Source organism: Sphingobium naphthae (genome assembly GCF_043589935.1).
GTDB classification, from domain to species: domain Bacteria; phylum Pseudomonadota; class Alphaproteobacteria; order Sphingomonadales; family Sphingomonadaceae; genus Sphingobium; species Sphingobium naphthae_A.
In genome coordinates this window covers 2255206-2277140 of sequence record NZ_CP171454.1, presented here as the reverse complement: position 1 = coordinate 2277140, position 21935 = coordinate 2255206, and the positions used below count along the sequence as shown (strand labels likewise).

The window sequence follows — 21935 nt, the reverse complement described above, 5'->3', positions numbered from 1 at the left end:
CGCTTCTCGCACTTGCCCACAAGCCGGCCGTGCCGCTAGGGCGACCCCATCTTTCCAGATCGTTCCAATAATTGGGAGGCTGCCTTGTCCGATAGATCGAATGTGGAATTTTCCGAGCGCGAGGCGCTGTTCTTCCACGCGACCGGGCGCCCCGGCAAGATCGAGATCATCGCGTCCAAGCCGATGGCGACGCAGCGCGACCTGTCCCTCGCCTATTCACCCGGCGTCGCGGTGCCGGTGCGCGCCATCGCCGCCGATCCCGCGACGGCCTATGACTATACCGCCAAGGGCAATCTGGTCGCGGTCATTTCCAACGGCACCGCGATCCTGGGCCTGGGCAATCTGGGCGCGCTGGCGTCCAAGCCGGTGATGGAAGGCAAGGCGGTGCTGTTCAAGCGCTTCGCCGACGTCGATTCCATCGACATCGAGCTCAAGACCGAGGATGTCGACCGGTTCATCGACGCAGTGGAGCTGATGGAGCCGAGCTTTGGCGGCATCAACCTTGAGGACATCAAGGCGCCCGAATGTTTCATCATCGAGCAGACGCTGAAGGAACGGATGAACATCCCGGTCTTTCACGACGACCAGCATGGCACCGCGATCATCGCCGCGGCAGGCGTGCTGAACGCCGCGCTGCTGACCGGGCGCGACATGAAGGATCTGAAGGTCGTGGTGAACGGCGCGGGCGCGGCGTCGATCAGCTGCACCGAACTGATCAAGGCCTTGGGCGTGCCGCACGACAATGTCATCATGTGCGACAGCAAGGGCGTGATCTACCAGGGCCGCGCCGAGGGCATGAACCAGTGGAAGTCGGCGCATGCGGTCAAAACCGACGCGCGCACGCTGGCCGAGGCGGTAAAGGGCGCGGATGTGTTCCTGGGCCTGTCGGTCGCCGGCGCGATGAGCCAGGACATGGTGCGGTCGATGGCGGACAAGCCGATCATCTTCGCCATGGCCAATCCCGACCCGGAAATCCTGCCGCCCGACGCCAGGGCGGCGCGGCCCGACGCGATCGTCGCCACAGGCCGGTCCGACTTTCCCAACCAGGTCAACAATGTCCTGGGCTTTCCCTTCATCTTCCGCGGCGCGCTGGACGTGCGGGCGACCGGCATCAACGAGGCGATGAAGCTGGCGGCGGCCAAGGCGATCGCCGAGCTGGCGCGCGAGCGAGTGCCCGAGGAAGTGGCCAAGGCCTATGGCAAGTCGCACAGTTTCGGGCCGGACTATATCATCCCCGCGCCCTTCGACCCGCGGCTGATGGAAGTGGTGCCCGCCGCCGTCGCGCAGGCGGCGATGGACACAGGGATGGCGCAGCGGCCGATCGAGGACATGGTCGGCTATCGCCAGTCGCTCAAGGCCCGGCTCAACCCCACCACATCGGTGCTCAACAGCGCCTATGAGATCGCCAAGGCCAATCCCAAGCGCGTCGTCTTCGCCGAGGCGGAGGAGGAAGTGGTGCTGCGCGCGGCGATCCAGTTCCGCGAACTGGGCTATGGCGTGCCGGTGCTGGTCGGGCGCGGCGACGTGGTCGACAAGCTGCGCGCGCTGGGCGTGCGCGATCCTGAAAGCTTCGAGCTGCACAACAGCGTCAATTCGCCGCTGGTGCCCGACATGGTCGACCTGCTCTACGCGCGGCTGCAGCGGCGCGGCTATCTGCGCCGCGATTGCGAGCGGATGGTCAATCGCGATCGCAACATCTTCGGCACCTTGCTGGTGAAGATGGGCGTCGCCGACGCGATGCTGACCGGCATGACCCGGCCCTATGCGCAGACGCTGCGCGAGGTGAAGCGGGTGATGGACCCGGCGGCGGGCCGCACGCCCTTTGGCATCCATGTCATGGTGTCGAAGGACAAGACGGTGTTCCTGGCTGACACCACGGTCAACGAACGGCCGAGCGCGGCGGAACTGGCCGACATCGCGGAAGGCACGGTCGCGGTGGCGCGGCGCATGGGCCATGATCCGCGCGTCGCTTTCCTGTCCTATTCCAATTTCGGCAATCCGCCCGGCAGCTACCTGGACAATATCCGCGGCGCGGTGAAGCTGCTGGACGAGCGCGCCGTCGATTTCGAATATGAGGGCGAGATGACGCCCGACGCCGCGCTCAACCCGGCGGTGATGCGGAATTATCCGTTCAGCCGCCTGTCCGGGCCCGCCAATGTGCTGGTCATGCCCGGGCTGCAATCGGCCAATATCTCCGCCAAGCTGCTGCGCGAACTGGGCGGCACGTCGATGATCGGGCCGCTGCTGGTCGGCATGGAGAAATCGGTGCAGATCGCCACCATGTCCTCCAACGCGTCGGAACTGCTGACGCTGGCGGTGCTGGCGGCCGGCGGGGTCGCGCTCTGATCCTGCCTGCGTCGCTTTTCGCTTGCGCCCCGACCCCCCGCCGCGACAGGGAGGGGGCCAGCAGCAGGTCCGGGAGCATGCAGGCATGAGCAACGCCAGTTTCGACAGCGCGACATTCCGCCGCGTGCTCGGCCATTATCCGACCGGCGTGTGCGTCGTCACCGCCGTCGAGCCCGACGGCACGGCGGTGGGCATGGTGGTGGGCTCCTTCACCTCCGTCTCGCTCGACCCGCCGCTGGTCGCCTTCTTCCCGGCCAAGTCGTCGGGCAGCTGGCCCCGGATCGAGAAAGTCGGCCGCTTCTGCGTCAACATCCTGGCGAGCGACCAGCTGGCGCTTTGCCGCCAGATCGCCGCGCCCGGCCCGGACAAGTTCGCCGGCATCGCCCATCGCGCGTCGGCCAATGGATCGCCGATCCTGGACGATGTCGTCGCCTGGATCGATTGCACGCTGGACGCCGTGCACGAAGCGGGCGACCATCATATCGTCCTGGGGCGGGTCGTGGCGCTGGAGGTGGAGCGGCCCGAGCGGCCCTTGCTCTTTTTCCAGGGCAGCTATGGCGAGTTCGCGCTGCTCGACTGACCGGGCTGTCGCATCGCATTGGGGGCGATATTGCGGCGCGTGTCGGAAGCAGACATATGCGGGACATAATACCGCTCCTTAACGCATCCCGCCTATGTCGGGCTGGACGCCCCCTGACCGGATCGCCGCATGACCGCGTTGCTCATCACTGTCGATACCGAGCTGTCCGCATCGCTGCACCAGCGCGGGCTGAGCCTGGAGGAGAATCTGCGCCGGTCGATCCATGCGGAGACGGGGGCGGGCGCCTACGGCATCGGGTGGCAGATGGACCTGCTCGACCGCCAGGGCCTCAAGGGCGTGTTCTTCCTTGATCCGCTGCCGGCGCTGGTTCATGGCGCCGACTTCCTGACGCCGATCGTGGGGGAGATTGTCGGGCGCGGGCATGAGGTGCAGCTGCACATCCACACCGAATGGCTCGCCTGGGCCAGGGAGTCTCCGGTCGAGGGGCGGCAGGGCCGCAATATCGGCGATTTCTCCCTGGCGGATCAGGTCGCGCTGCTCGGCTTGGCCCGGCGCTTGCTGGAAGATGCGGGCGCGCCGCCGATCCGCGCCTTTCGGGCGGGCAATTTCGGCGCCAGTGACGATACGCTGCGCGCGCTTGCCCAGATCGGCATCGCCTGGGACAGCAGCGTCAATCCCGCCTATCTGGGCGGCGCGTGCCGGATCGCCGCCGATCGCGGCCAGATCGGCGCGCAGCGGCTGCATGGCGTCATCGAACTGCCGGTATCGGGGATCGCCGACCGGCCGGGCGGATTTCGCCCGGCACAGATTTGCGCCATGTCCGCCGCGGAGATGCGCGCGGGACTGCGCCACGCGGTGCGCAACGGCCATGACGCCTTCGTCGTGGTGACGCACAGTTTCGAAATGCTCTCGCGCGACCGGGCGCGGCCCAATCAAGCGGTGATTGGCCGCTTCGCGCAGCTGTGTCAGGAAGCGGCGCGGCTGCCGGGTGTCGAATGCGCGGGCTTCCGCGACCTGTCGCCGGCGCTGGCCGAGGGGCCTGCGCGCGTGCTGGATCGCGCCGCGCCCAGCCGCCTGCGCACCGGGCTGCGCATGGCGCAGCAGGCCTGGGCGACATGGCGCTACGAGCGTCGACTGGTTCCTGCGTGAGCGCGCTGCCGGGCGTCCTTCTCCTGGGCATGGAGAATGCGATCAGCCTTACCGTCCTGCGCGAACTGGGCGAGCATGGCGTGCCGGTCCATGGCGTTGCGCGAAGCGCCCGGTCGATCGCTGTCGCATCGCGCCATTGCCGGGGCTGGACGCCGCGTCCGGCCGGGCCGATCGCGACATGGCTGCCGCAGATGATCGCGCGGAGCGGGGTCGGCGCGGTGCTGGCGATCGCCGAATCCGACCTGGTTGAACTGGCGGCGCTGCCCGCCCGCATCGGCGACTGCCATATGCTGGCGCCGCGGCTCGATCGGCTGGCCCGGGTGCTGGACAAGCGGCAGACGCTGGAGGCGGCGGCCGAGGCCGGGCTGCTGGTGCCGCAGACATGGCAGCCCATGGCCGGCGAGGATTTCGCCGCGCGAGTCGCCGCCATGCGGTATCCGCTGGTCGCCAAATGGGCGAATCCGCAAGCGATCCTGCCGGTGCTGGAGGCGGCCGGGCTGCCGTGGCGCAAGACGGACTATCTGCATGGCCCCGATGACCTGCGCGCGCTGCTGGAGCGGTTCGCGCCGATCGGGCGCTGGCCGCTGATCCAGCAATATTGCGGCGGCGTCGGCCTGGGGCAGATGCTCTACATGCAGGACGGGCGCGCGACGCTGCGCTTCCAGCATCGCCGTCTGCATGAATGGCCGCCCGAAGGCGGGGTGTCGACGCTGTGCCGCGCCGAGCCTGCGGCCAGCCATGCCGCGCAGATGGCGCTATCGGAAAAGCTGCTGCAGGCGATCGGCTGGGAGGGGCAGGCGATGGTCGAATATCGCCATGAGCCGGGCAGCGGCCGCTACTGGCTCATGGAGGTGAATGGCCGCTTCTGGGGCAGCCAGCCGCTCGCCTGGCATTGCGGCGCGCATTTCGCGTGGGAAAGCTATCGGCGCAGCGTGCTGGGACAGGGCGATGCCGTGCCGGCGCCGCGCGATGATCTGCGCGCGCGCTACATGGTGCCGGAAACCAAGCGGTTGGCGCGCATCCTGCTGAACCCCGATCGCATCGACGATCCGCATTTCCGGCGACGGCCGCTGGCGGAACTGGGCGGATATCTGGCCGCCTTTTTCGATCCGCGATCGCGCTATTATGTCTTCAGCGCGCGCGACCCGCGCCCCTGGCTGCGCGACATGGGGCAGATCGTCAGGAAAGCCGTGCGCCGGGAAAGCTGAGCGCCAGCCGCGCCACCGCCCGGTCGATGCGCGCCAGGCAGCGCGCCATGTAGCGATCGTCCAAGCCATAGGGATCATGCAGATGCGGCATCATCGGCCGGGTCCAGCGGCCGAGCAGCGCGCGCGGCACATCGCGCAGGCGCGGATCGGCGGCTAGGCGGCCGAGTTGCCGCACCTCCATCGCCAGCAGCAGGTCGCCCGGCTGCGGCTGATAATCGGCAAGGTCGGTGGCGCGATGCGCTTGGAGATCATGGCCGAGCGCCTGCGCGGCGGTGATGGCGGGCGGATGGGCGGGACGGCCGGGCGTCGTCGACAGGCCGACCGACGCGGCGCGCAGCCCGGCGCGGCGCGCCGCCGCCTCGGCAAAGGCGCTGCGGCAGATATTGCCCTGGCAGACGAAGACCAGCCGGCGCACGGTCGCGGGATCGACGGGCCGGCCCGCGCCGAGGCCCAGGAATAGCTGCGGATAGGAGAGAGCGAGCCGCACCAGCCCCCGCAGCGTGCCGAATCGCGGCCGGATCATCGCGGGGAGAGGGGGAGGGAGGTCGTCATCGCCCCCCTGATAGCGCGCGCGCGCCGGCGATCAACCATGGCGCGTCACACGTCGCCCATGCCGTCCAGCTCCCTGTCGTCGCGGCCCAGGGCGACGAACTGGTCGAGCAGCCAGGACGCGGCGGGACCGGGGGGCGTGTCGCGCCGCCAAATGCCCGCGAAACGATAGGTGCCGCCCGGATGATCGGGCATGGCGAGCCGCACCAGCGTGCCGGCAACCAGGTCGGGCTCGACCATCGGCAGCGGCATATTGCCCCAGCCTATGCCTTCGCGCAGCAGTGCATGTTTGGCGCCCAGGTCCGCGAGGCGCCAGGTCTTGGGACTGGCGACGGCATAGTCGCGCCCTTCGGTGAAGCGCGACCGATCGGTCAGCACCAGCTGGATATGGTCGCGCCCGGCGCCCGGCGGAATCGCGCCCATGCGCCCCAGTGGATGATCGGGCGCGGCCACGGGCACCATCGGCACCGATCCCGCCGCCATGCCCTCTATGCCCTCGACGCCCGCAGACAGGGGGCCCGACAGGCCGATGACGGCGCCGCGATCCAGCACCATGGCGGTGATCGCGCCCAGCGCTTCGACATGGAGGCGCAACTGGACGGTCGGAAATTCGCGAGCGAAGGCGCGCAGCACCTTTCCCAGCCGTTCCGCCGGCAGCATGACGTCGACGGCGAGATTGACTTCCGCCTCCAGCCCGTCGAGCAGCCCCTTCACCTTGGCGCGCAGCCCGTCGATGCCGTGCGATATGCTGCGCACCTCCGCCAGCAGCGCGCGGCCGGCCACGGTCAGCTGCGGCTTGCGCGTGCCTTCCCGGTCGAACAGCGACAGGCCCAGCTGCGCCTCCAGATTGGCGATGCCATAGCTGATGACCGACACGGCGCGGTTGAGCTTGCGCCCGGCCGCGGCGAAGCTGCCGGTGTCGACGATGGTCAGGAAGATGCGCAACTGGTCGAAGGTCGGCGTGCCGGGCTCGTTCATCATTCTAAATCCTGGAACGTTTCGAAAGATTTTATCTGGCTGATCGGGAAAGAGAGCAAGCCCTAAATAGCTCTCCTACACGGGCCGCCTTTCGCCGCCCGTCAGGAGATTTGCATCATGATCGAGCTTCGCCCCTTCGACAGCCTCGGCGGCGCCAACCATGGCTGGCTGGACGCCAAACATCATTTTTCCTTCGCCGGCTATCATGACCCGGCGCGGATGCACTGGGGCAATCTGCGCGTGTGGAACGACGACACGATCGCGCCGCAGACCGGCTTGCCGCCGCATCCCCATCGCGACATGGAGATCATCACCTACGTCCGCGAAGGCGCGATCACCCACCAGGACAGCCTGGGCAACAAGGGCCGCACCGAAGCCGGCGATGTCCAGGTGATGAGCGCAGGCACCGGCATCCGTCATTCGGAATATAATCTGGAGGATGTGACGACCAGGATCTTCCAGATCTGGATCATCCCCACCCGCGACGGCGAAGCCCCGAGCTGGGGCGCGCGCCCCTTTCCCAAGGGCGAGCGCGCCGGCCAGTTCGTGACGCTGGCGTCGGGCTATGACGGCGACGGCGACGCGCTGCCGATCCGGACCGACGCGCGCGTCGTCGCCGCGACGCTGAAGGCCGGGGAGAGCGCCGATTATCCGATCGGCCGCGATCGCAAGGCCTATCTGGTGCCCGCGACCGGCGCGATCGAGATCGACGGCGTGCGCGTCAACGCGCGCGACGGCGCGGCGATCAGCGACCTCGACATCATCCGCGTGACGGCGATCGAGGACAGCGAGATCGTGCTGGTCGACGCCGCATGAAGCGGGGAAGGGCGTGCGGGCTTCGCGCGCCCTTTTCCATTTTCTCGAACAAAATGGCCGATCTTATCCCTCTGAACCGGAAGGCGCGGAGCGGCTAAAGAGAAGCCATCGAGCGAAAGGAGTGACTGCCCATGCTGACCATCGCCACCCCGCGCCTCAGCCCCGCCGAATGGCGCGACGTGCAGGCCGCCCTTTCCGCCGTTGCCGATTGCGGTTGCGGCCAGCCCGCCGCGGCGGGATCGCTGCGCGCGCGCATCGCCCATGCCGTCGATGCGCTGGTCGGGCCAAATCGGCAGGCGCAGGCCGCGCTGCCCGATCGCTTCGTGCCGGTGCGGGACTTCCTCTGCGCCACAGGCCGCACCGGCCGCATCGCCCCGGCCCATGCCGCCACTCTCGCCGCGCAGGGCTACAGCCCCGCGCAGATCGACGCGCTGGCGCTGCTTGGCGCCTGACCCCTCCTTCTTCACGAAAGGTCTGTCTCCATGTCCATCCGCACTTCCGATGTCGACGGCGTCGACACGATCATCCTGCCGCCGGTCCGCGATCTGGGCGACGGCTTTTCCGTCCGCAGGGCGCTGCCGTCCGCCCACCGCCGCATGGTGGGGCCGTTCATCTTCTTCGACCAGATGGGCGAGGCGGTGTTCAACAGCGGCGAAGGGCTGGACGTGCGGCCGCATCCGCATATCGGCCTCGCCACCGTCACCTATCTGCTGGAAGGCGAAATCCTGCACCGCGATTCGGTGGGATCGAAGCAGGCGATCCGGCCGGGCGAGGTGAACTGGATGACGGCGGGCAGCGGCATCGTCCATTCCGAGCGCACGTCCGACGCGGTGCGCGCCAGCGGCGGCACGTTGTTCGGGCTGCAGACCTGGGTCGCGCTGCCCACCAGCCATGAGGAAACCGATCCGGGCTTTTCGCACCACAAGGCTGCGGACATCCCCACGATCGAGGATGCGGGCGCGCGGCTGACGCTGATCGCGGGGCATTCCGACGGGCTGACGTCGCCGGTGAAGACCTATTCGGACATGGTCTATGCCGACATCGCCCTGCAGGAAGGCGCGCGCTATCAGTTGAAGGCCGAGCATGTCGAACGGGCCATCTATGTCGTGGGCGGCGCAGTCGAGGTGGTCGGCCAGAGCGGCGGCTTTGCGGCCGGCGAATTGGTGGTGTTCAAGCCGGGCGCGGAAATCGTGCTGCGAGGCCGGGGCGCGAGCGGCGCGCGGCTGATGCTGCTGGGCGGCGAACCCTTGCCCGAGAAGCGCAACATCTACTGGAACTTCGTGTCCTCCTCCGCCGAGCGAATCGAGCAGGCCAAGGCCGATTGGCAGGCGCAGCGTTTCGCGCCGGTGCCCGAGGAAAGTGAGTTCATCCCGCTGCCGGCCTGACCAACAAGCAAGGGCGTCTATTCGGCCTGGGCCGGGTGTTCAGCCCGAAGCCGTCCGGTTCGAACGCGCCCGTCACCGGCATGGGCCGGCGCGGGTCATCATTTCAGAAGGCGGACGTCAGAATTTGAAGCTGGTGCCGAGATAGACGGCCTGGCTGTCCTGCCGGTCGTCGGTCATCGGGGTCAGGCGACCCGCGACATTGTTGTTGTAGCGCACGCCCGCCGTCACATTGAGATTGCGGGTCAACGAATAGGAACTGGCAAGATCCAGCGAATAATCCTTTTCCGCCGACGGATTGCGCACGGTGGCGCTCGGTTCGCGGCGGCTTTCGATCAGCACCTTGGTGCTGAAGCGATCCTTCTTGCCGTCCTCCAGCGAGAAATTCTTGGCGTCGACCATGGTTTCGACCGGCACCGGATCGAGCGCCTTGCGGCCGACCGATTCGGACAGGGCGAACTTGCGCCAGTTGTGCGCGCCATTGAGGCTGAACGCCATGGGCTTGATGTCGACCGGGGTGGCCGGCTTGTCGGCGGCGCCACGATCGCTGGCGCGGACCATGATGGTGATTTCGCGCTGGCCGCTCAGCGATCCGCTGGTGGGCGTGAAGCGGAAGCCCTGCCGGCTGGCCGACGCCGCGATCTTCGCATAGGCGGCGGCGAGCTGCGGATCCTTGGTCGTGGGGGTGAAGGAGGAGATGCTGCCGAGCGCACCCAGCGAAACCGGCGCGTCGGGGCGCATCGCAACCAGGTCGGTCGCGGCGCCGAACGCGGGAGACAGCAAAAAGCCAGCCACGGCAACCGCCGAGCCCGCTATCGCCAGATATCCCCGTTTCACGCTCATGGTCCGAATCTCATCCCCGCCGACTTGTATTTGATGACGCATTACACCGACAAACCCGCCACTGGCTAGAGGCGGAACGGCTTTTTGCCCCAAGCTGTTGCAGCAAACCCACATAGGCGTCGGAAGCTCCGCGATCGCCGCATTTTTCGGCGCGAACGCCAACGCGCGGCGGAGCGATCCAGCGCCCCTTGCCGATTGGCGCACGGACATTATAGAAGCGGGCTGATTTTCGTCTTTCCAAGCTAGGACATGCCTGATGGTCCGCCGCCTTCCCGCCTCTCTTTCCACTGGCCTGCTCTTGGCCGCGCTCCTGCCGCTGGCCGCATGCGGCGGCGGGTCGAAGGAACGCCCGCAGGCGGATCTCGCCGCGTCCCGCGTCACCACCATCGGCGTCAACGCCTATCTGTGGCGCGCGACGCTTGATGCCCTGTCGTTCATGCCGATGGCGCAGACCGATTCGAACGGCGGCGTGGTCGTCACCGACTGGTATACCGATCCCAACACTCCGACCGAGCGGATGAAGGTGACCGTGTCGATCCTGGACCAGGATCTGCGCGCCGATGCGCTGCGCGTCGCCGCCAGCCGCCAGGTGAACCAGAATGGCGTCTGGGTCGACGCTCCGGTCAAGGCCGCGACCGTGCAGAAGCTGGAGGAGATCATCCTCACCAAGGCGCGCGACCTGCGCCGCATGGCGATCGGCTGACCCCACCCCTTTTTCCAGGGGCCGCGCGGCGCGGTCCCCTGTTTCAGCATCCGGGGCTGGGCTTCATCACAGGCCCAGCCCCGCTCGCATTTGTAAGGAATAGACATGCAAAGGCGCTTCAACCCGCTGGAGGCCGACGCCCGCTGGCAGGCGGTCTGGGACGAGAAGCAGAGCTTCAAGGCGGACGACGCTTCGGCCAAGCCGCGCTCCTATGTGCTGGAGATGTTCCCCTATCCGTCGGGGCGCATCCATATCGGCCATGTCCGCAACTATTCCATGGGCGACGTGCTGGCGCGTTTTCGCCGGATGACGGGACATGAGGTGCTCCATCCGATGGGCTGGGACGCCTTTGGCATGCCGGCCGAAAATGCAGCGATGGAAAAGAAGGTGCATCCGGGCGACTGGACTCGATCCAACATCGCCAATATGCGCGCGCAGCTCAAGAAGCTGGGCTTCGCCATCGACTGGAGCCGCGAACTCGCCACCTGCGAGCCGGATTATTATGGCCATGAACAGGCGCTGTTCCTGGACATGCTGGAGGCGGGGCTGGTCTATCGCAAGGAGTCGTCGGTCAATTGGGACCCGGTCGACATGACCGTGCTGGCCAATGAGCAAGTGATCGACGGCAAGGGCTGGCGATCGGGCGCGCCGGTCGAGAAGCGCAAGCTCAACCAGTGGTTCCTCAAGATCACTCAGTTCGCCGACGACCTGCTGGAGGGGCTCAAGAGCCTGGACCAATGGCCCGACAAGGTGCGCACGATGCAGGAAAACTGGATCGGCAAGTCGGTCGGCCTGCAGTTCCGCTTCGATTTCGCGCCTTTCCCTGAGCGCGAAGGGTTGGAGGGCGTGGATGCGGGCGCGGGGATCGCGGTCTATTCCACCCGGCCCGACACCATCTTCGGCGCCAGCTTCGTCGCGATCGCGGCCGACCATCCGGTCGCCCAGACGGTCGCCGCCAACAATGCCGATGCCCAGGCCTTCATCGACCGGTGCAAGGAAGGCGGCACCACCGCGGCCGAGCTGGAAACGGCGGAAAAGCTGGGCTTCGACACTGGCCTCAGCGTCACCCACCCCTTTGACCCCGACTGGCAGCTGCCCGTCTTCATCGCCAATTTCGTGCTGATGGACTATGGCACCGGCGCGGTCATGGGTGTTCCCGGCCACGACCAGCGCGACCTCGACTTCGCGCGCAAATATATGCTTGCCGTGGAGCGCGTGGTCGCCGCGGAGGGCGAAGCCGACAAGCCGATCCATGACGAGGCCTATACCGGCCCCGGCAAGCTGGTGAACAGCCGCTTCCTCGACGGCATGGGCGTGGAGGAGGCCAAGGCCGCCGTCATCGCCCGCGCCGAGGGCGAAGGCTGGGGCGAGGGCAAGACCGTGTTCCGCCTGCGCGATTGGGGCGTGTCGCGCCAGCGCTACTGGGGCACGCCGATCCCGGTGATCCATTGCGAGCATTGCGGCGTGGTGCCGGTGCCCAAGGACCAGCTGCCGGTAGTGCTTCCGCAAGATGTCAGCTTCGATATTCCGGGCAACCCGCTCGACCGGCATCCGACCTGGAAGCAGGTCGACTGCCCGACCTGCGGCAAGCCCGCACGGCGCGAGACCGACACGCTCGACACCTTCGCCGATTCGAGCTGGTATTTCATCCGCTTCGCCAGCCAGCCCAAGGACCGGCCGTTCGATCGCGCCACGGTCGAGCAATGGCTGCCGGTCGGCCAATATATCGGTGGGGTCGAACATGCGATCCTGCATCTTCTCTACGCCCGCTTCTGGACTCGCGCGCTCCAGCATATGGGGCAGCTGGGCTTTGCCGAGCCGTTCACCGGCCTGTTCACCCAGGGCATGGTGACGCATGAGACATACAAGGCCGCAATTCCTGTGTCGCCGCCTGCAGACTATGATGGTGCCAATCCTGAAGCTTATGCGATTGAGCAGTGGGTATCGCCTGCTGACATCGAGCGGCGTGATGGCAAGGTATTCTTGGTTGGAACTGACACGGAAGTTGCTGTCGGCCGCGTCGAGAAAATGTCCAAGTCGAAGAAGAATGTCGTCGATCCCGACGACATCATCGAACAATATGGCGCGGACGCGGTGCGCTGGTTCATGCTGTCCGACAGCCCGCCCGAGCGCGACCTGCCCTGGACCGAGGCCGGCATCGAGGGCAGCTGGCGCTTCGTCAACCGCGTCTGGCGACTGTTCGGCGAAGCCGACGCCGGCGCCGAGGGGCAGGACAAGGCGCTGGACCGCAAGCTGCACCAGACGATCGACGGGGTCGCGAGGGACATCGAATCGCTGGGCTTCAACAAGGCCGTGGCGAAGATCTACGAGCTGGTGAACGCGATCGAAAAGGCCAAGCCGTCGACCAGCCGCACCGCCGCCATCCGTACGCTGGCTTTGCTGGTCGCGCCGATGACGCCGCATCTGGCCGAGGAAGGCTGGGCCGAAATGAGCGGCGCGCGTGGCGAGGATTGGGGCCTGATCGCCGATGCCGCCTGGCCAGCGGTCGATCCGGCGCTGCTGGTCGATAATGAGGTGACGATCGCCTGTCAGGTGATGGGCAAGCTGCGCGACACCATCACTGTGCCCAAGGGCACGCCCAGGGACGAGCTGGAAAAGCTGGCCCTCGCCGCGCCCAATGTGGTCCGCATCCTGGACGGCGCGAGCCCCAAGAAGGTGATCGTGGTTCCCGACCGGCTGGTCAATCTGGTGATCTGAATGAAGCCCGCCCTTCCCGCGCAGGCGGACCCGTCACGGCTTCGGCACTGTCGTTGCGTGGCCGCCAATGGGTTGCCGCTTTCGCGGGAGCGACGGAAGGGTTAAGGGTCCGGATATGAAGCGCATCCTTCCCCTGCTCCCCATCGCCCTTGCATCCCTTACCGCCTGCGGGCTGCGTCCGGTCTATGGCGGGGGCGGTCATGGCGCCGTCGCCCAGGCGCTGGGCAATGTCGAAGTCGCGCCGATCGAAGGCAAGGCCGGCTGGCTGGTGCGCAATGCGCTCAATGACCGGCTGGCGGCGATGCAGAGCGGATCGGGGCCACGCTATCGGCTGGTAGTGAAGCTGGACGACAATATCGCGGGCCTGGGCCTGCGCGCCGACGCCGCGATCACGCGCGAGCGGCGGACGCTGCGCGCCCGCTACCAGCTGGTGGATGAAGCGACGGGCGCGCAGATATTGGACGACACCGCGGGGTCGGATGCGGGCATCGACGTCACCTCCAGCGAATATGCGACGATCGCGGCGGAGGATACGGCGCTGGAGCGGCTGTCGCAGACCGTTGCGGACCAGATCGTCACGCGGCTGGCCCTCTATTCGCGCAAGGCCGCCAATCCTTGAAGGCCAATCGCGGCCAGATGGAAAGGGCGCTGGACGCCCCCGGCCAGGGCGCGGCGGCCGATGTGCGTTTCTTCCTGCTCTACGGCCCGGACGAGGCGGGCAGCCAGGCGCTGGCGAAGCGGCTGGAGCGCGCCATGGGGCCGCAGGCGGAGCGGATCGACCTTGACGCCTCGACGCTGCGCGAGGATCCGGCCCGCCTGCCCGATGAAGCGGCGTCCTTTTCGATGTTCGGGGATAGGCGCTGGATTCGCCTGAACGGCATTGGCGAGGAATCGGTGCCGGCGCTGACCGCCCTGCTGGAGGCGGAAGCGGCGGGCAATCCGGTAATCGCGGTGGCGGGCGCGCTCAAGGCGACGTCGAAGCTGGTCAAGCTGGCGATCGAGCATAAGGCCGCGCTTGCCTGCATTTCCTATCAGCCCGACGGACGCGAGGCGGAGCAGATCGCCATCGGCATCGCGCGGGACGGGGGGCTACGCCTGTCGTCCGACCTGGCCCGCCGCATCGTCGATCTGTCGGGCGGCGACCGCGCCTTGATGGCGGGCGAGATCGAGAAGCTGATCCTCTATCTGGACGCTGCGCCCGACCGCCCGGTGGAAGCGACCGCCGAAGCGCTCGACGCGTTGTCGGCGGACAATCCCGAAACCGAAGTCGGGCCGCTGGTCAATGCGGTGCTGGGCGGCGACCTCAAGGCCATGCATCGCGAACTGACCGCGATGGCGCAGGCCGGCACGGCGATGGCGGCGGTGATCCGCCCGCTGCTGACCCGGGCGATGCTGATCGCCACGATTCGCCAGCTGTTCGACGCCAGCGGCCGGCTGGAAGCGGCGGTGGAACAGGCCGGCAAGGCGGTTTTCTGGAAGGAGAAGGGGCTGGTGACGCGGCAGGTGCGGCTGTGGGACGCCGCCGGCATCGCGCGCGTGATCCAGCGGCTGCTGGAGGCCGAGCGATCGAGCCGCGGGGGCAGGGGACTGGGCGAGCTGATGGTGCGGCACGAATTGCTGACGATCGCGCGGCAGGCGGCGCGGGAGCGGGCTTGATCCGCCCGGACCCCATGGCCATATTGCGGCCATGGAGAAGATCAGCCTTACCGATGCCGAATGGCGCCAGCGCCTGAGCCCCGAACAATTTCATGTGCTGCGCGAAGGCGGCACCGAACGGGCCTTCACCGGCAAGCTCAACGCCAACAAGATTGACGGCGTCTATTATTGCGCGGGTTGCGGCGCGGAGCTGTTCGACGCGGAGGAAAAATATGATAGCGGGTCGGGCTGGCCCAGCTTCACCGCGCCCGTCGACATCGACGCGGTCGAGGAAATCCGCGACACCAGCCATGGCATGATCCGCACCGAAGTGCGCTGCGCCAGATGTGACGGCCATCTCGGCCATGTCTTTCCCGACGGCCCCGGCGTTAACGGGCTGCGTTATTGCATGAACAGCGCCAGCCTGGACTTCAAGCCGCGCGAATCCGGAAAATAGCCGTTCATCCCCGGTAAACCGCCCATCGCCATGGAAGGGCGCGACGGTCCTTTTTTAAGCGTCGATCGCATGATTTGCGCTGGCCGGGGCCAGGATTAGCGCGTATCCGGGGCGGCACAAATGGCAGGATCAGGCAAGAGCAAGAGCGCGCCCCGGGGCGCGAGGAAATGGCTGATGCGCGGGCTGAAGATCGGTCTGGCGGCGGCGGTGGCGGGTCTGTTGGCGGTGGTGATCGCGGTGGTGATCGCGCTTCAGTCGCTGCCCGATTATGAAAGCCTCAAATCCTCGCCCAACGGCCAGATGATCCGCGTCCATGCCGCCGACGGCAGCGTCATCGTGTCGCTGGGGCCGAGCTTTGGCCGCTGGATGGATTATGACCAGATCCCGCAGATCATGGTCGACGCGATGGTGTCGACCGAGGACAAGCGTTTCTACATGCATCCCGGCGTCGACCCGATCGGCATGGCGCGCGCGGCCTGGGTCGCGGTGGAGCGGCGGGGGTCGGGGCGGCGCTGGCAGGGCGCATCGACCATCACCCAGCAGGTGACGCGCAACATCTTCCTCAACAACAGCTATAGTTTCGGCCGCAAGGTCCGCGAAATGGTGCTGGCGCTGGCGATGGAGCGCAAATTCTCCAAGCGCCAGATCCTCGAACTCTATCTGAACAAGGTCTATTTTGGCGGCGGCGCCTATGGCATCGATGCCGCCAGCCGCAAATTCTTTGGCCATCCCGCGACATCCATCGACCTGCCCGAAGCGGCGATCATCGCCGGCCTGGTCAAGGCGCCGTCCAGCTATTCGCCGACCGCCGATGCCGAAGCGGCGATCGGCCGCGCTGGCGTGGTGCTGGACCTGATGCGGGAAAATGGGAAGATTTCCGCGTCCGAGCGCATCAGCGCCGATCTGGATGGCGTCAAGATGGCGCCCGAACCGCCGCAGAACAGCGTGCGCTACTTCACCGACTGGGCGCTGCCGCAGCTCGACCTGCTGATCGACGAGCCCAATGAGCCGCTGGAAGTCTATACCACCATCGACCTGGGCATGCAGCGGGCCGCGACCGCCGCGGTGCAGGCCAATGCGCCCAAGGGCGCGCAGGGCGCGCTGGTCAGCCTCGACCGCGACGGGGCCGTGCGCGCGATGGTCGGCGGGCTCGACTATGTGACGTCCAACTATAATCGCGCCGTCACCGCGACGCGCCAGCCGGGGTCGGCCTGGAAGATCTTCGTCTATATGGCGGCGCTGGAGGCTGGCTATACCCCTGACACCGGCATCACCGACGAGCCGGTGACGATCAACGGCTGGAGCCCGCGCAACAGCAATGGCCGCTTCGCCGGCGCCATCGATATCCGCACCGCCTTCGCCTATTCGATCAACACGGTCGCGGCCAAGCTGGGCGTGGAGGTGGGCTTTTCCACTGTCGCCGACATGGCCCGGCGCTTTGGCGTGTCGACGCCGATCAACACCCATCCCTCGATGGTGCTGGGCACGTCGGACGTGCGCCTGATCGACATGACGCGCGCCTTCGCCTCGATCGCGCGCAAGGGGATTGCGGTGACGCCCTATGGCATCACCAAGGTGACGACCGCAGACGGCCGGCTGCTCTATGCTCATGAGGATGACACGAGCCGCGTGCTGGTCGCACCCTGGGTGGCGGCGGGCATGACCGACCTGATGCAGACCGCCGTCAGCACCGGCACGGGTCGCGCGGCGCAGATCGGTCGTCCGGTCGCGGGCAAGACCGGCACCACCAGCAGCAACAAGGATGGCTGGTTCCTGGGCTTTTCCAGCGGCATCACCACCGGCGTGTGGATGGGGCGCGACGATGCGCGCGCGGTCGGCGGGCTGCAGGGCGGCCGTGCCCCGGCGCGCGCCTTTGCCGATTATATGAAGGTCGCCGTCGCCAAGCGTCCGGAAGAGAAGTTCGATACCGAAGTGACTTTGCCCGAATGGCAGCTCGAGCCGGACGAGGAAGCCTATTACAACAGCCCGGACAACGGCGCCTATGCCGGCGGCATGATGGTGGACGAGAATGGCTTCCCGATCGAGCAGCCGGTCCCCGCCGACCCGCAGGGCTATGACGACGAGCCGCAGATGGAGGTGGATCGGGAGGATCGCCCGCAGCCGCCGCGGCTCGACCAGCAGTGGATCGACAATGTGCTGGGCCGCGACCGGCCCCGCCAGCCGCAGCCAGCGCCGCCGCCCAGCCGCCCGCCGCCCCAGCAGCCCTGAACGCGACTCAGCCCGCCGCCGGTTTGTTCGCGGCCAGGCGGGTGGGCGTGAGGGCGCTGGCGTCGGGCAGCAGGAAGTCGACCTTGCCCCGCCCGAAATCGATCGCCACCCGGTCGAACACGCGCAGTGCGCTGATCCCCAGCAGCAGCGCGGGCTTGTCCTGCATGCCCAGTTCCGCGAAGGGGCTGGCGTCGGCGAAGATCACGGGCACCTCGGTCAGATTGACTCGCCCCATCGTCACCGATCGGATGCGCGCCACTTCGCCGGTCAGCGTGCCGCCGGTGACGCTGGTGAGCGTGGCGCTCAGCATCTCGGGCGCGCGCTTGCGACGCATCAGCTTGTCGCGCAGCGCCAGATTGCCGATGCTGTAATGGGTGCCGGTGTCGAGCATGATGTTGACGCGCATGCCGTTGACCTGCGAATCCAGCAGGATCAACTGCCCGCGCTTGCGCCGCGCTTCGACCACGATGGTGTCGGGATCGGCCGAAACTTTCCGGCGGCGGCTGCTTTCGGCGATCTCCATATGGCCGCTGCGAAAATTGAGGATCACGCGCTTGGCATGCAGGCTGTCCAGGCCCAGCAGTCCCGCCGCGCCCAGATGCTCGCCCTCCAGCACCGGGGCTTCGATATCGTCGATCACGCCCGCGCCGAACGCCAGCCGGGGGACGGCGACCGTGCCGACTTGCGAGCGACCAGTCATGCTGAGGATGGTGACATTGGCGCGCGGCGGCAGTGCCAGTTGCTGCGCCAGATCGCGCGCGATCACGGTGCGCTGCGACCCGGTGTCGATCACGAACGGCCAGGGGCCCTTGCCGTCGATGGAGATGGGGATGGTGACGCGGTCGTCCGGGGCGCTGGCGGTGCGCACGAGCGCGGGCGGCTGATCGGGATCGAGCAGCGGCGGCGGCTGCGCGGCAAGGGAAGGGCCGCCGATCGCCAGCATCATCGCCAGCAGGGCAGGGAGCCGTCCCATATCCTCATCCTTCCATATCTTATTCCCCATCCTATATCATGAAAGGCGATCGTCGCGCCAGCGACACCGCTGGCCGTTGCTCGCGGCAAAAGCGGGAATTTCGCGCGCGGCGCGCGTGTGTCCCAGCTTGACGGACGGGCGAACGGGCCGCTACACGCGAAACATATATCCATGCCCGTCCGGAGCGTGGGTTCCTGGTCGTCCTGACCGGCTATCTCCTTCCTTTCCGGCCATTTTCATCCTCACCCTCATCGGACCGATTCGCCAATGCACCTCAAGGACCTCAAAAAGACCGTCCCCGCCGACCTCGTCACCATGGCCGAAGAATTGGGGGTCGAGGGCGCGTCGACGCTGCGCAAGCAGGACCTGATGTTCGCGATCCTGAAGGCCGAGGCGGAAAACGGCGAGCAGATCATGGGCGAGGGCACGATCGAGGTGCTGCCCGACGGCTTCGGCTTCCTGCGCAGCCCCGAAGCGAATTTCCTGGCCGGTCCCGACGACATCTATGTGTCGCCCAACCAGGTCCGCAAATTCGGCCTGCGCACCGGCGACACGGTGGAAGGCGAGATCCGCGCCCCCAAGGACGGCGAGCGCTATTTTGCCCTCACCAAGCTGACCACGGTCAATTTCGATGATCCCGATGTGGTTCGCCATCGCGTGAATTTCGATAATCTGACGCCGCTCTACCCGGATGAGAAGCTGCGGCTCGATACGCTGGACCCGACCGTCAAGGACAAGTCGGCGCGCGTCATCGACATCGTTTCCCCGCAGGGCAAGGGCCAGCGCACGCTGATCGTCGCGCCGCCGCGCGTCGGCAAGACGGTGATGCTGCAGAATATCGCCAAGGCGATCACCGACAATCATCCCGAAGTCTTCCTGATCGTGTTGCTGATCGACGAGCGGCCCGAGGAAGTCACCGACATGCAGCGCAGCGTGAAGGGCGAAGTCGTCAGCTCGACGTTCGACGAACCAGCCACCCGCCACGTCCAGGTCGCTGAAATGGTGATCGAAAAGGCCAAGCGCCTGGTCGAGCACAAGAAGGATGTGGTCATCCTGCTCGATTCGATCACGCGCCTGGGCCGCGCCTATAACACCGTCGTGCCTTCGTCGGGCAAGGTGCTGACCGGCGGCGTCGACGCCAATGCGCTGCAGCGCCCCAAGCGCTTCTTCGGCGCCGCGCGCAATATCGAGGAGGGCGGATCGCTCTCGATCATCGCCACCGCGCTGATCGACACCGGCAGCCGCATGGACGAAGTCATTTTCGAAGAGTTCAAGGGCACCGGCAACTCGGAAATCGTGCTGGACCGCAAGGTCGCCGACAAGCGCATCTTCCCGGCGCTGGATGTCGGCAAGTCGGGTACCCGCAAGGAGGAACTGCTGGTTGACAAGCCGACGCTCAGCAAGATGTGGGTGCTGCGCCGCATCCTGATGCAGATGGGCACGATCGACGCGATGGAGTTCCTGTTGGACAAGATGAAGGACAGCAAGACCAACGAGGATTTCTTCGCGACAATGAACCAGTAAGCCCGACGCGGGTTCGTTCAACGCATGTCATGGGCGCCGCGGGCGCCCCATATTGTATCGGGGCGCCGGATCATGCGATGGTCCGGCGTTCATTCCATAGGACAGGAACGCTCAGGCCGCCATGCTAGACCTCTTCGCTACCGCCGCCTCGGCCGCTCAGGGGATTGGTTCCCCCGCCGCCATATGGCAGCATATCGTCAATGATTTCAGTAATATAACCTCCCCTTCGGCGCTGTCGGCCTTTGTTCAGGTGTTGATGATCGACGTGCTGCTGGCGGGCGACAACGCTATCGTCGTCGGCGCTCTCGCGGCTGGCCTGCCCGCAGACCAACGCAAGAAGGTCATCCTGATCGGAATTCTCGCCGCGCTGGTGCTGCGCATCGCCTTCGCGCTGGTTGTCAGCCAGCTTATGCAGATTGTGGGCTTGATCCTTGCCGGTGGTTTGCTGCTGCTGTGGGTCAGCTGGAAGATGTGGCGCGAACTGCATCCCAAGCGCGGCACGGATACGCCGCACGATCCCACCGATGATGACGTGTCAGGCGTGCGCCCCGCCAAGAGCTTCGCTGGCGCCGCCTGGGCGGTGGCCCTCGCTGACGTGTCGATGAGCCTCGACAATGTTCTCGCCGTGGCGGGCGCGGCGCGCGATCACCCTGGCATCCTCATGATCGGGCTGGTTCTGTCGGTGGCCCTCATGGGCATCGCGGCCAATGTCATCGCGCATTATATCGAGCGCTTCCGCTGGATCGCCTATCTTGGCCTGGCGGTCATCGTCTACGTCGCGGTCAAGATGATCTATGATGGCTTTGTCGATCAGCAGGTGGGCATATTGACGCTGTTCTGACCGCCCTCGACCCAGAGGTGAAAAAAGGGACGGTGCCGAGCGGTGCCGTCCCTTTTTCTTTCGTCATGAAAGGTGCGTGGTTCAGGGGATCAGGATCGTCGCGCCCCTCGTCTGCCGCGCTTCCAGCGCCCGATGCGCCTCAGCTGCATCCGCCAGGGCGAAGCGCTGCCCGATCCTTGCGCCGACGACGCCACGCGCCATGCGGTCGAACAGGCGCTGTGCGGTGTGCGCCAGCGTGCGCGGGGTGGCGACATAGTCGAACAGGGTTGGCCGCGTGACATAGAGCGATCCCCCGCGGCTGAGATCGAGCAGGCTGATCGGCGGCACCGCGCCCGATGCATTGCCATAGCTGACCATCATCCCGCGTCGCTTCAGGCTGGCGAGCGATGCGTCCCAGCTGTCCTTGCCGACGCCGTCATAGACGATGTCGACGCCTTGACCACCGGTCAGCTCTCGAACCTGGGAGGACAGATCACTGAGACCACCATGTAGGCTATGGTCTGCATCGACCGTTGCGGCCTTTTCGGCGGAGCCGCAATGAGCGATCACCGTCACCCCCTTGTCGCGCAGCCAGGGCACGAGCACGGAGCCAACGCCGCCCGCTGCGGCATGGACGAGCGCCACCTGACCCGGCTGCAGTGGCAGCACGTCCTCTGCCAGGAAGCAGGCGGTCATCCCCTTGAGCATCATCGCTGCCGCGTCCACGCTGGCGATGCTGTCGGGCAGCGCTACAAGCTGTGCCGCCTGCACGGTCCAATGAGTCGTGTAGCTGCCGCGCCCGGTGCCGCTCGCTACCCGGTCACCGACGGCAAAGTCAGTCACGCCCGGCCCCACCGCGACTACGCGCCCGGCTGCTTCGAAGCCCAGCGTCAGCGGCAGGTCGGCAAGGTAGAGACCGGTGCGGAAATAGGTGTCGATGAAGTTGAGGCCGATGGCTTCCGTTTCCAGCAGCACCTCGCCTTCCCCCGGAGCGGGGGAATCGAATTCCTCCCGCTCGATCACCTCGGGCCCGCCGTGGCGGCGGACAACCATGCGCCATGCCG

The 21935-nt window shown here is 66.7% G+C and carries 20 protein-coding genes; 15 read left to right on the top strand and 5 right to left on the bottom strand.

Features of this window, described 5'->3' with window-relative positions:
* The first annotated feature begins 84 nt into the window (after positions 1 to 84).
* The 4 genes from ACGGKE_RS11290 (at position 85) to ACGGKE_RS11275 (ending at position 5244) form a co-directional block, all read left to right on the top strand.
* Entirely contained in the window at positions 85 to 2346 is a 2262-nt protein-coding gene (locus ACGGKE_RS11290) for an NADP-dependent malic enzyme (RefSeq protein WP_394437905.1), read from the top strand.
* Between the two features lie 85 nt (positions 2347 to 2431).
* Positions 2432 to 2926, top strand: coding sequence for a flavin reductase family protein (locus ACGGKE_RS11285; protein WP_228167222.1), 495 nt, complete (start codon positions 2432 to 2434; stop codon positions 2924 to 2926).
* A gap of 129 nt (positions 2927 to 3055) precedes the next feature.
* Positions 3056 to 4036, top strand: coding sequence for a hypothetical protein (locus tag ACGGKE_RS11280; protein ID WP_394437902.1), 981 nt, complete (start codon positions 3056 to 3058; stop codon positions 4034 to 4036).
* Positions 4033 to 5244, top strand: coding sequence for a carboxylate--amine ligase (locus ACGGKE_RS11275; protein ID WP_394437900.1), 1212 nt, complete (start codon positions 4033 to 4035; stop codon positions 5242 to 5244). Before ACGGKE_RS11280 ends, ACGGKE_RS11275 begins: the two co-directional genes overlap by 4 nt.
* Here the strand turns inward: ACGGKE_RS11275 and ACGGKE_RS11270 are convergent.
* Both ACGGKE_RS11270 and ACGGKE_RS11265 read right to left on the bottom strand, forming a co-directional pair.
* Positions 5216 to 5767 carry a phosphotyrosine protein phosphatase gene (locus ACGGKE_RS11270; RefSeq protein ID WP_394437898.1) on the bottom strand — a complete coding sequence of 184 codons (552 nt, stop codon included), beginning with the start codon at positions 5765 to 5767 and terminating at the stop codon, positions 5216 to 5218. The genes ACGGKE_RS11275 and ACGGKE_RS11270 overlap by 29 nt on opposite strands.
* Before the next feature lie 74 nt (positions 5768 to 5841).
* Positions 5842 to 6771: a LysR family transcriptional regulator gene (locus tag ACGGKE_RS11265; RefSeq protein WP_394441921.1), complete on the bottom strand. Its 930-nt coding sequence runs from the start codon at positions 6769 to 6771 to the stop codon at positions 5842 to 5844.
* 117 nt (positions 6772 to 6888) lie between these two features.
* Here ACGGKE_RS11265 and ACGGKE_RS11260 point away from each other — a divergent pair, with 117 nt between their 5' ends.
* The 3 genes from ACGGKE_RS11260 (at position 6889) to ACGGKE_RS11250 (ending at position 8972) form a co-directional block, all read left to right on the top strand.
* Positions 6889 to 7587 carry a pirin family protein gene (locus ACGGKE_RS11260; protein WP_394437896.1) on the top strand — a complete coding sequence of 233 codons (699 nt, stop codon included), beginning with the start codon at positions 6889 to 6891 and terminating at the stop codon, positions 7585 to 7587.
* A gap of 131 nt (positions 7588 to 7718) precedes the next feature.
* Positions 7719 to 8039: a hypothetical protein gene (locus ACGGKE_RS11255; protein WP_317517341.1), complete on the top strand. Its 321-nt coding sequence runs from the start codon at positions 7719 to 7721 to the stop codon at positions 8037 to 8039.
* Between the two features lie 30 nt (positions 8040 to 8069).
* Positions 8070 to 8972: a pirin family protein gene (locus ACGGKE_RS11250; protein WP_394437893.1), complete on the top strand. Its 903-nt coding sequence runs from the start codon at positions 8070 to 8072 to the stop codon at positions 8970 to 8972.
* A gap of 117 nt (positions 8973 to 9089) precedes the next feature.
* Here ACGGKE_RS11250 and ACGGKE_RS11245 read toward each other — a convergent pair whose 3' ends face one another.
* Positions 9090 to 9812, bottom strand: coding sequence for a hypothetical protein (locus ACGGKE_RS11245; RefSeq protein WP_394437891.1), 723 nt, complete (start codon positions 9810 to 9812; stop codon positions 9090 to 9092).
* Positions 9813 to 10068: 256 nt separating this feature from the next.
* Between ACGGKE_RS11245 and ACGGKE_RS11240 the strand changes: the two genes are divergently transcribed.
* The 6 genes from ACGGKE_RS11240 (at position 10069) to ACGGKE_RS11215 (ending at position 17554) form a co-directional block, all read left to right on the top strand.
* On the top strand, positions 10069 to 10515 hold the full coding sequence (locus ACGGKE_RS11240; protein WP_317517344.1) for a DUF3576 domain-containing protein: 447 nt from the start codon (positions 10069 to 10071) through the stop codon (positions 10513 to 10515).
* A 105-nt stretch (positions 10516 to 10620) separates the two neighbouring features.
* The gene (gene leuS / locus ACGGKE_RS11235; RefSeq protein WP_394437888.1) at positions 10621 to 13233 is read left to right on the top strand and encodes a leucine--tRNA ligase; all 2613 of its coding nucleotides are present in this window, start codon (positions 10621 to 10623) and stop codon (positions 13231 to 13233) included.
* Positions 13234 to 13348: 115 nt separating this feature from the next.
* On the top strand, positions 13349 to 13852 hold the full coding sequence (gene lptE, locus ACGGKE_RS11230) for an LPS assembly lipoprotein LptE (protein WP_394437886.1): 504 nt from the start codon (positions 13349 to 13351) through the stop codon (positions 13850 to 13852).
* Positions 13849 to 14889, top strand: a complete 1041-nt coding sequence (gene holA, locus ACGGKE_RS11225) for a DNA polymerase III subunit delta (protein WP_394437884.1) — start codon at positions 13849 to 13851, stop codon at positions 14887 to 14889. Before lptE ends, holA begins: the two co-directional genes overlap by 4 nt.
* Positions 14890 to 14920: 31 nt before the next feature.
* Positions 14921 to 15325, top strand: coding sequence for a peptide-methionine (R)-S-oxide reductase MsrB (msrB, locus tag ACGGKE_RS11220; RefSeq protein WP_394437882.1), 405 nt, complete (start codon positions 14921 to 14923; stop codon positions 15323 to 15325).
* Positions 15326 to 15445: 120 nt separating this feature from the next.
* Entirely contained in the window at positions 15446 to 17554 is a 2109-nt protein-coding gene (locus ACGGKE_RS11215) for a transglycosylase domain-containing protein (RefSeq protein WP_394437879.1), read from the top strand.
* A 7-nt stretch (positions 17555 to 17561) separates the two neighbouring features.
* Here the strand turns inward: ACGGKE_RS11215 and ACGGKE_RS11210 are convergent, their stop codons facing one another.
* Complete coding sequence (locus tag ACGGKE_RS11210; RefSeq protein ID WP_394437876.1) at positions 17562 to 18527, bottom strand: aspartyl protease family protein; 966 nt, start codon at positions 18525 to 18527, stop codon at positions 17562 to 17564.
* A 267-nt stretch (positions 18528 to 18794) separates the two neighbouring features.
* Here ACGGKE_RS11210 and rho point away from each other — a divergent pair, with 267 nt between their 5' ends.
* Together rho and ACGGKE_RS11200 are read left to right on the top strand one after the other, a co-directional pair.
* Positions 18795 to 20051: a transcription termination factor Rho gene (gene rho / locus ACGGKE_RS11205; protein WP_009823287.1), complete on the top strand. Its 1257-nt coding sequence runs from the start codon at positions 18795 to 18797 to the stop codon at positions 20049 to 20051.
* 121 nt (positions 20052 to 20172) lie between these two features.
* A complete protein-coding gene (locus ACGGKE_RS11200) occupies positions 20173 to 20892 on the top strand; it encodes a YjbE family putative metal transport protein (RefSeq protein WP_394437872.1) in 720 nt (239 codons plus the stop codon).
* A gap of 81 nt (positions 20893 to 20973) precedes the next feature.
* On the opposite strand, the gene ACGGKE_RS11195 is transcribed toward ACGGKE_RS11200, so the two are convergent.
* Positions 20974 to 21924 (bottom strand): quinone oxidoreductase family protein, encoded by a 951-nt coding sequence (locus tag ACGGKE_RS11195; protein WP_394441918.1) that lies wholly within the window; start codon positions 21922 to 21924, stop codon positions 20974 to 20976.
* Positions 21925 to 21935: the final 11 nt, after the last annotated feature.

Coding starts and splice junctions, on each gene's coding strand:
- ACGGKE_RS11285 (WP_228167222.1), top strand. CDS start 2,432: ATGAGCAACGCCAGTTTCGACAGCGCGACATTCCGCCGCGTGCTCGGC.
- ACGGKE_RS11280 (WP_394437902.1), top strand. CDS start 3,056: ATGACCGCGTTGCTCATCACTGTCGATACCGAGCTGTCCGCATCGCTG.
- ACGGKE_RS11270 (WP_394437898.1), bottom strand. CDS start 5,767: ATGATCCGGCCGCGATTCGGCACGCTGCGGGGGCTGGTGCGGCTCGCT.
- ACGGKE_RS11265 (WP_394441921.1), bottom strand. CDS start 6,771: ATGAACGAGCCCGGCACGCCGACCTTCGACCAGTTGCGCATCTTCCTG.
- ACGGKE_RS11260 (WP_394437896.1), top strand. CDS start 6,889: ATGATCGAGCTTCGCCCCTTCGACAGCCTCGGCGGCGCCAACCATGGC.
- ACGGKE_RS11255 (WP_317517341.1), top strand. CDS start 7,719: ATGCTGACCATCGCCACCCCGCGCCTCAGCCCCGCCGAATGGCGCGAC.
- ACGGKE_RS11250 (WP_394437893.1), top strand. CDS start 8,070: ATGTCCATCCGCACTTCCGATGTCGACGGCGTCGACACGATCATCCTG.
- ACGGKE_RS11245 (WP_394437891.1), bottom strand. CDS start 9,812: ATGAGCGTGAAACGGGGATATCTGGCGATAGCGGGCTCGGCGGTTGCC.
- ACGGKE_RS11240 (WP_317517344.1), top strand. CDS start 10,069: ATGGTCCGCCGCCTTCCCGCCTCTCTTTCCACTGGCCTGCTCTTGGCC.
- leuS (WP_394437888.1), top strand. CDS start 10,621: ATGCAAAGGCGCTTCAACCCGCTGGAGGCCGACGCCCGCTGGCAGGCG.
- lptE (WP_394437886.1), top strand. CDS start 13,349: ATGAAGCGCATCCTTCCCCTGCTCCCCATCGCCCTTGCATCCCTTACC.
- msrB (WP_394437882.1), top strand. CDS start 14,921: ATGGAGAAGATCAGCCTTACCGATGCCGAATGGCGCCAGCGCCTGAGC.
- ACGGKE_RS11215 (WP_394437879.1), top strand. CDS start 15,446: ATGGCAGGATCAGGCAAGAGCAAGAGCGCGCCCCGGGGCGCGAGGAAA.
- ACGGKE_RS11210 (WP_394437876.1), bottom strand. CDS start 18,527: ATGGGACGGCTCCCTGCCCTGCTGGCGATGATGCTGGCGATCGGCGGC.
- rho (WP_009823287.1), top strand. CDS start 18,795: ATGCACCTCAAGGACCTCAAAAAGACCGTCCCCGCCGACCTCGTCACC.
- ACGGKE_RS11200 (WP_394437872.1), top strand. CDS start 20,173: ATGCTAGACCTCTTCGCTACCGCCGCCTCGGCCGCTCAGGGGATTGGT.
- ACGGKE_RS11195 (WP_394441918.1), bottom strand. CDS start 21,924: ATGGTTGTCCGCCGCCACGGCGGGCCCGAGGTGATCGAGCGGGAGGAA.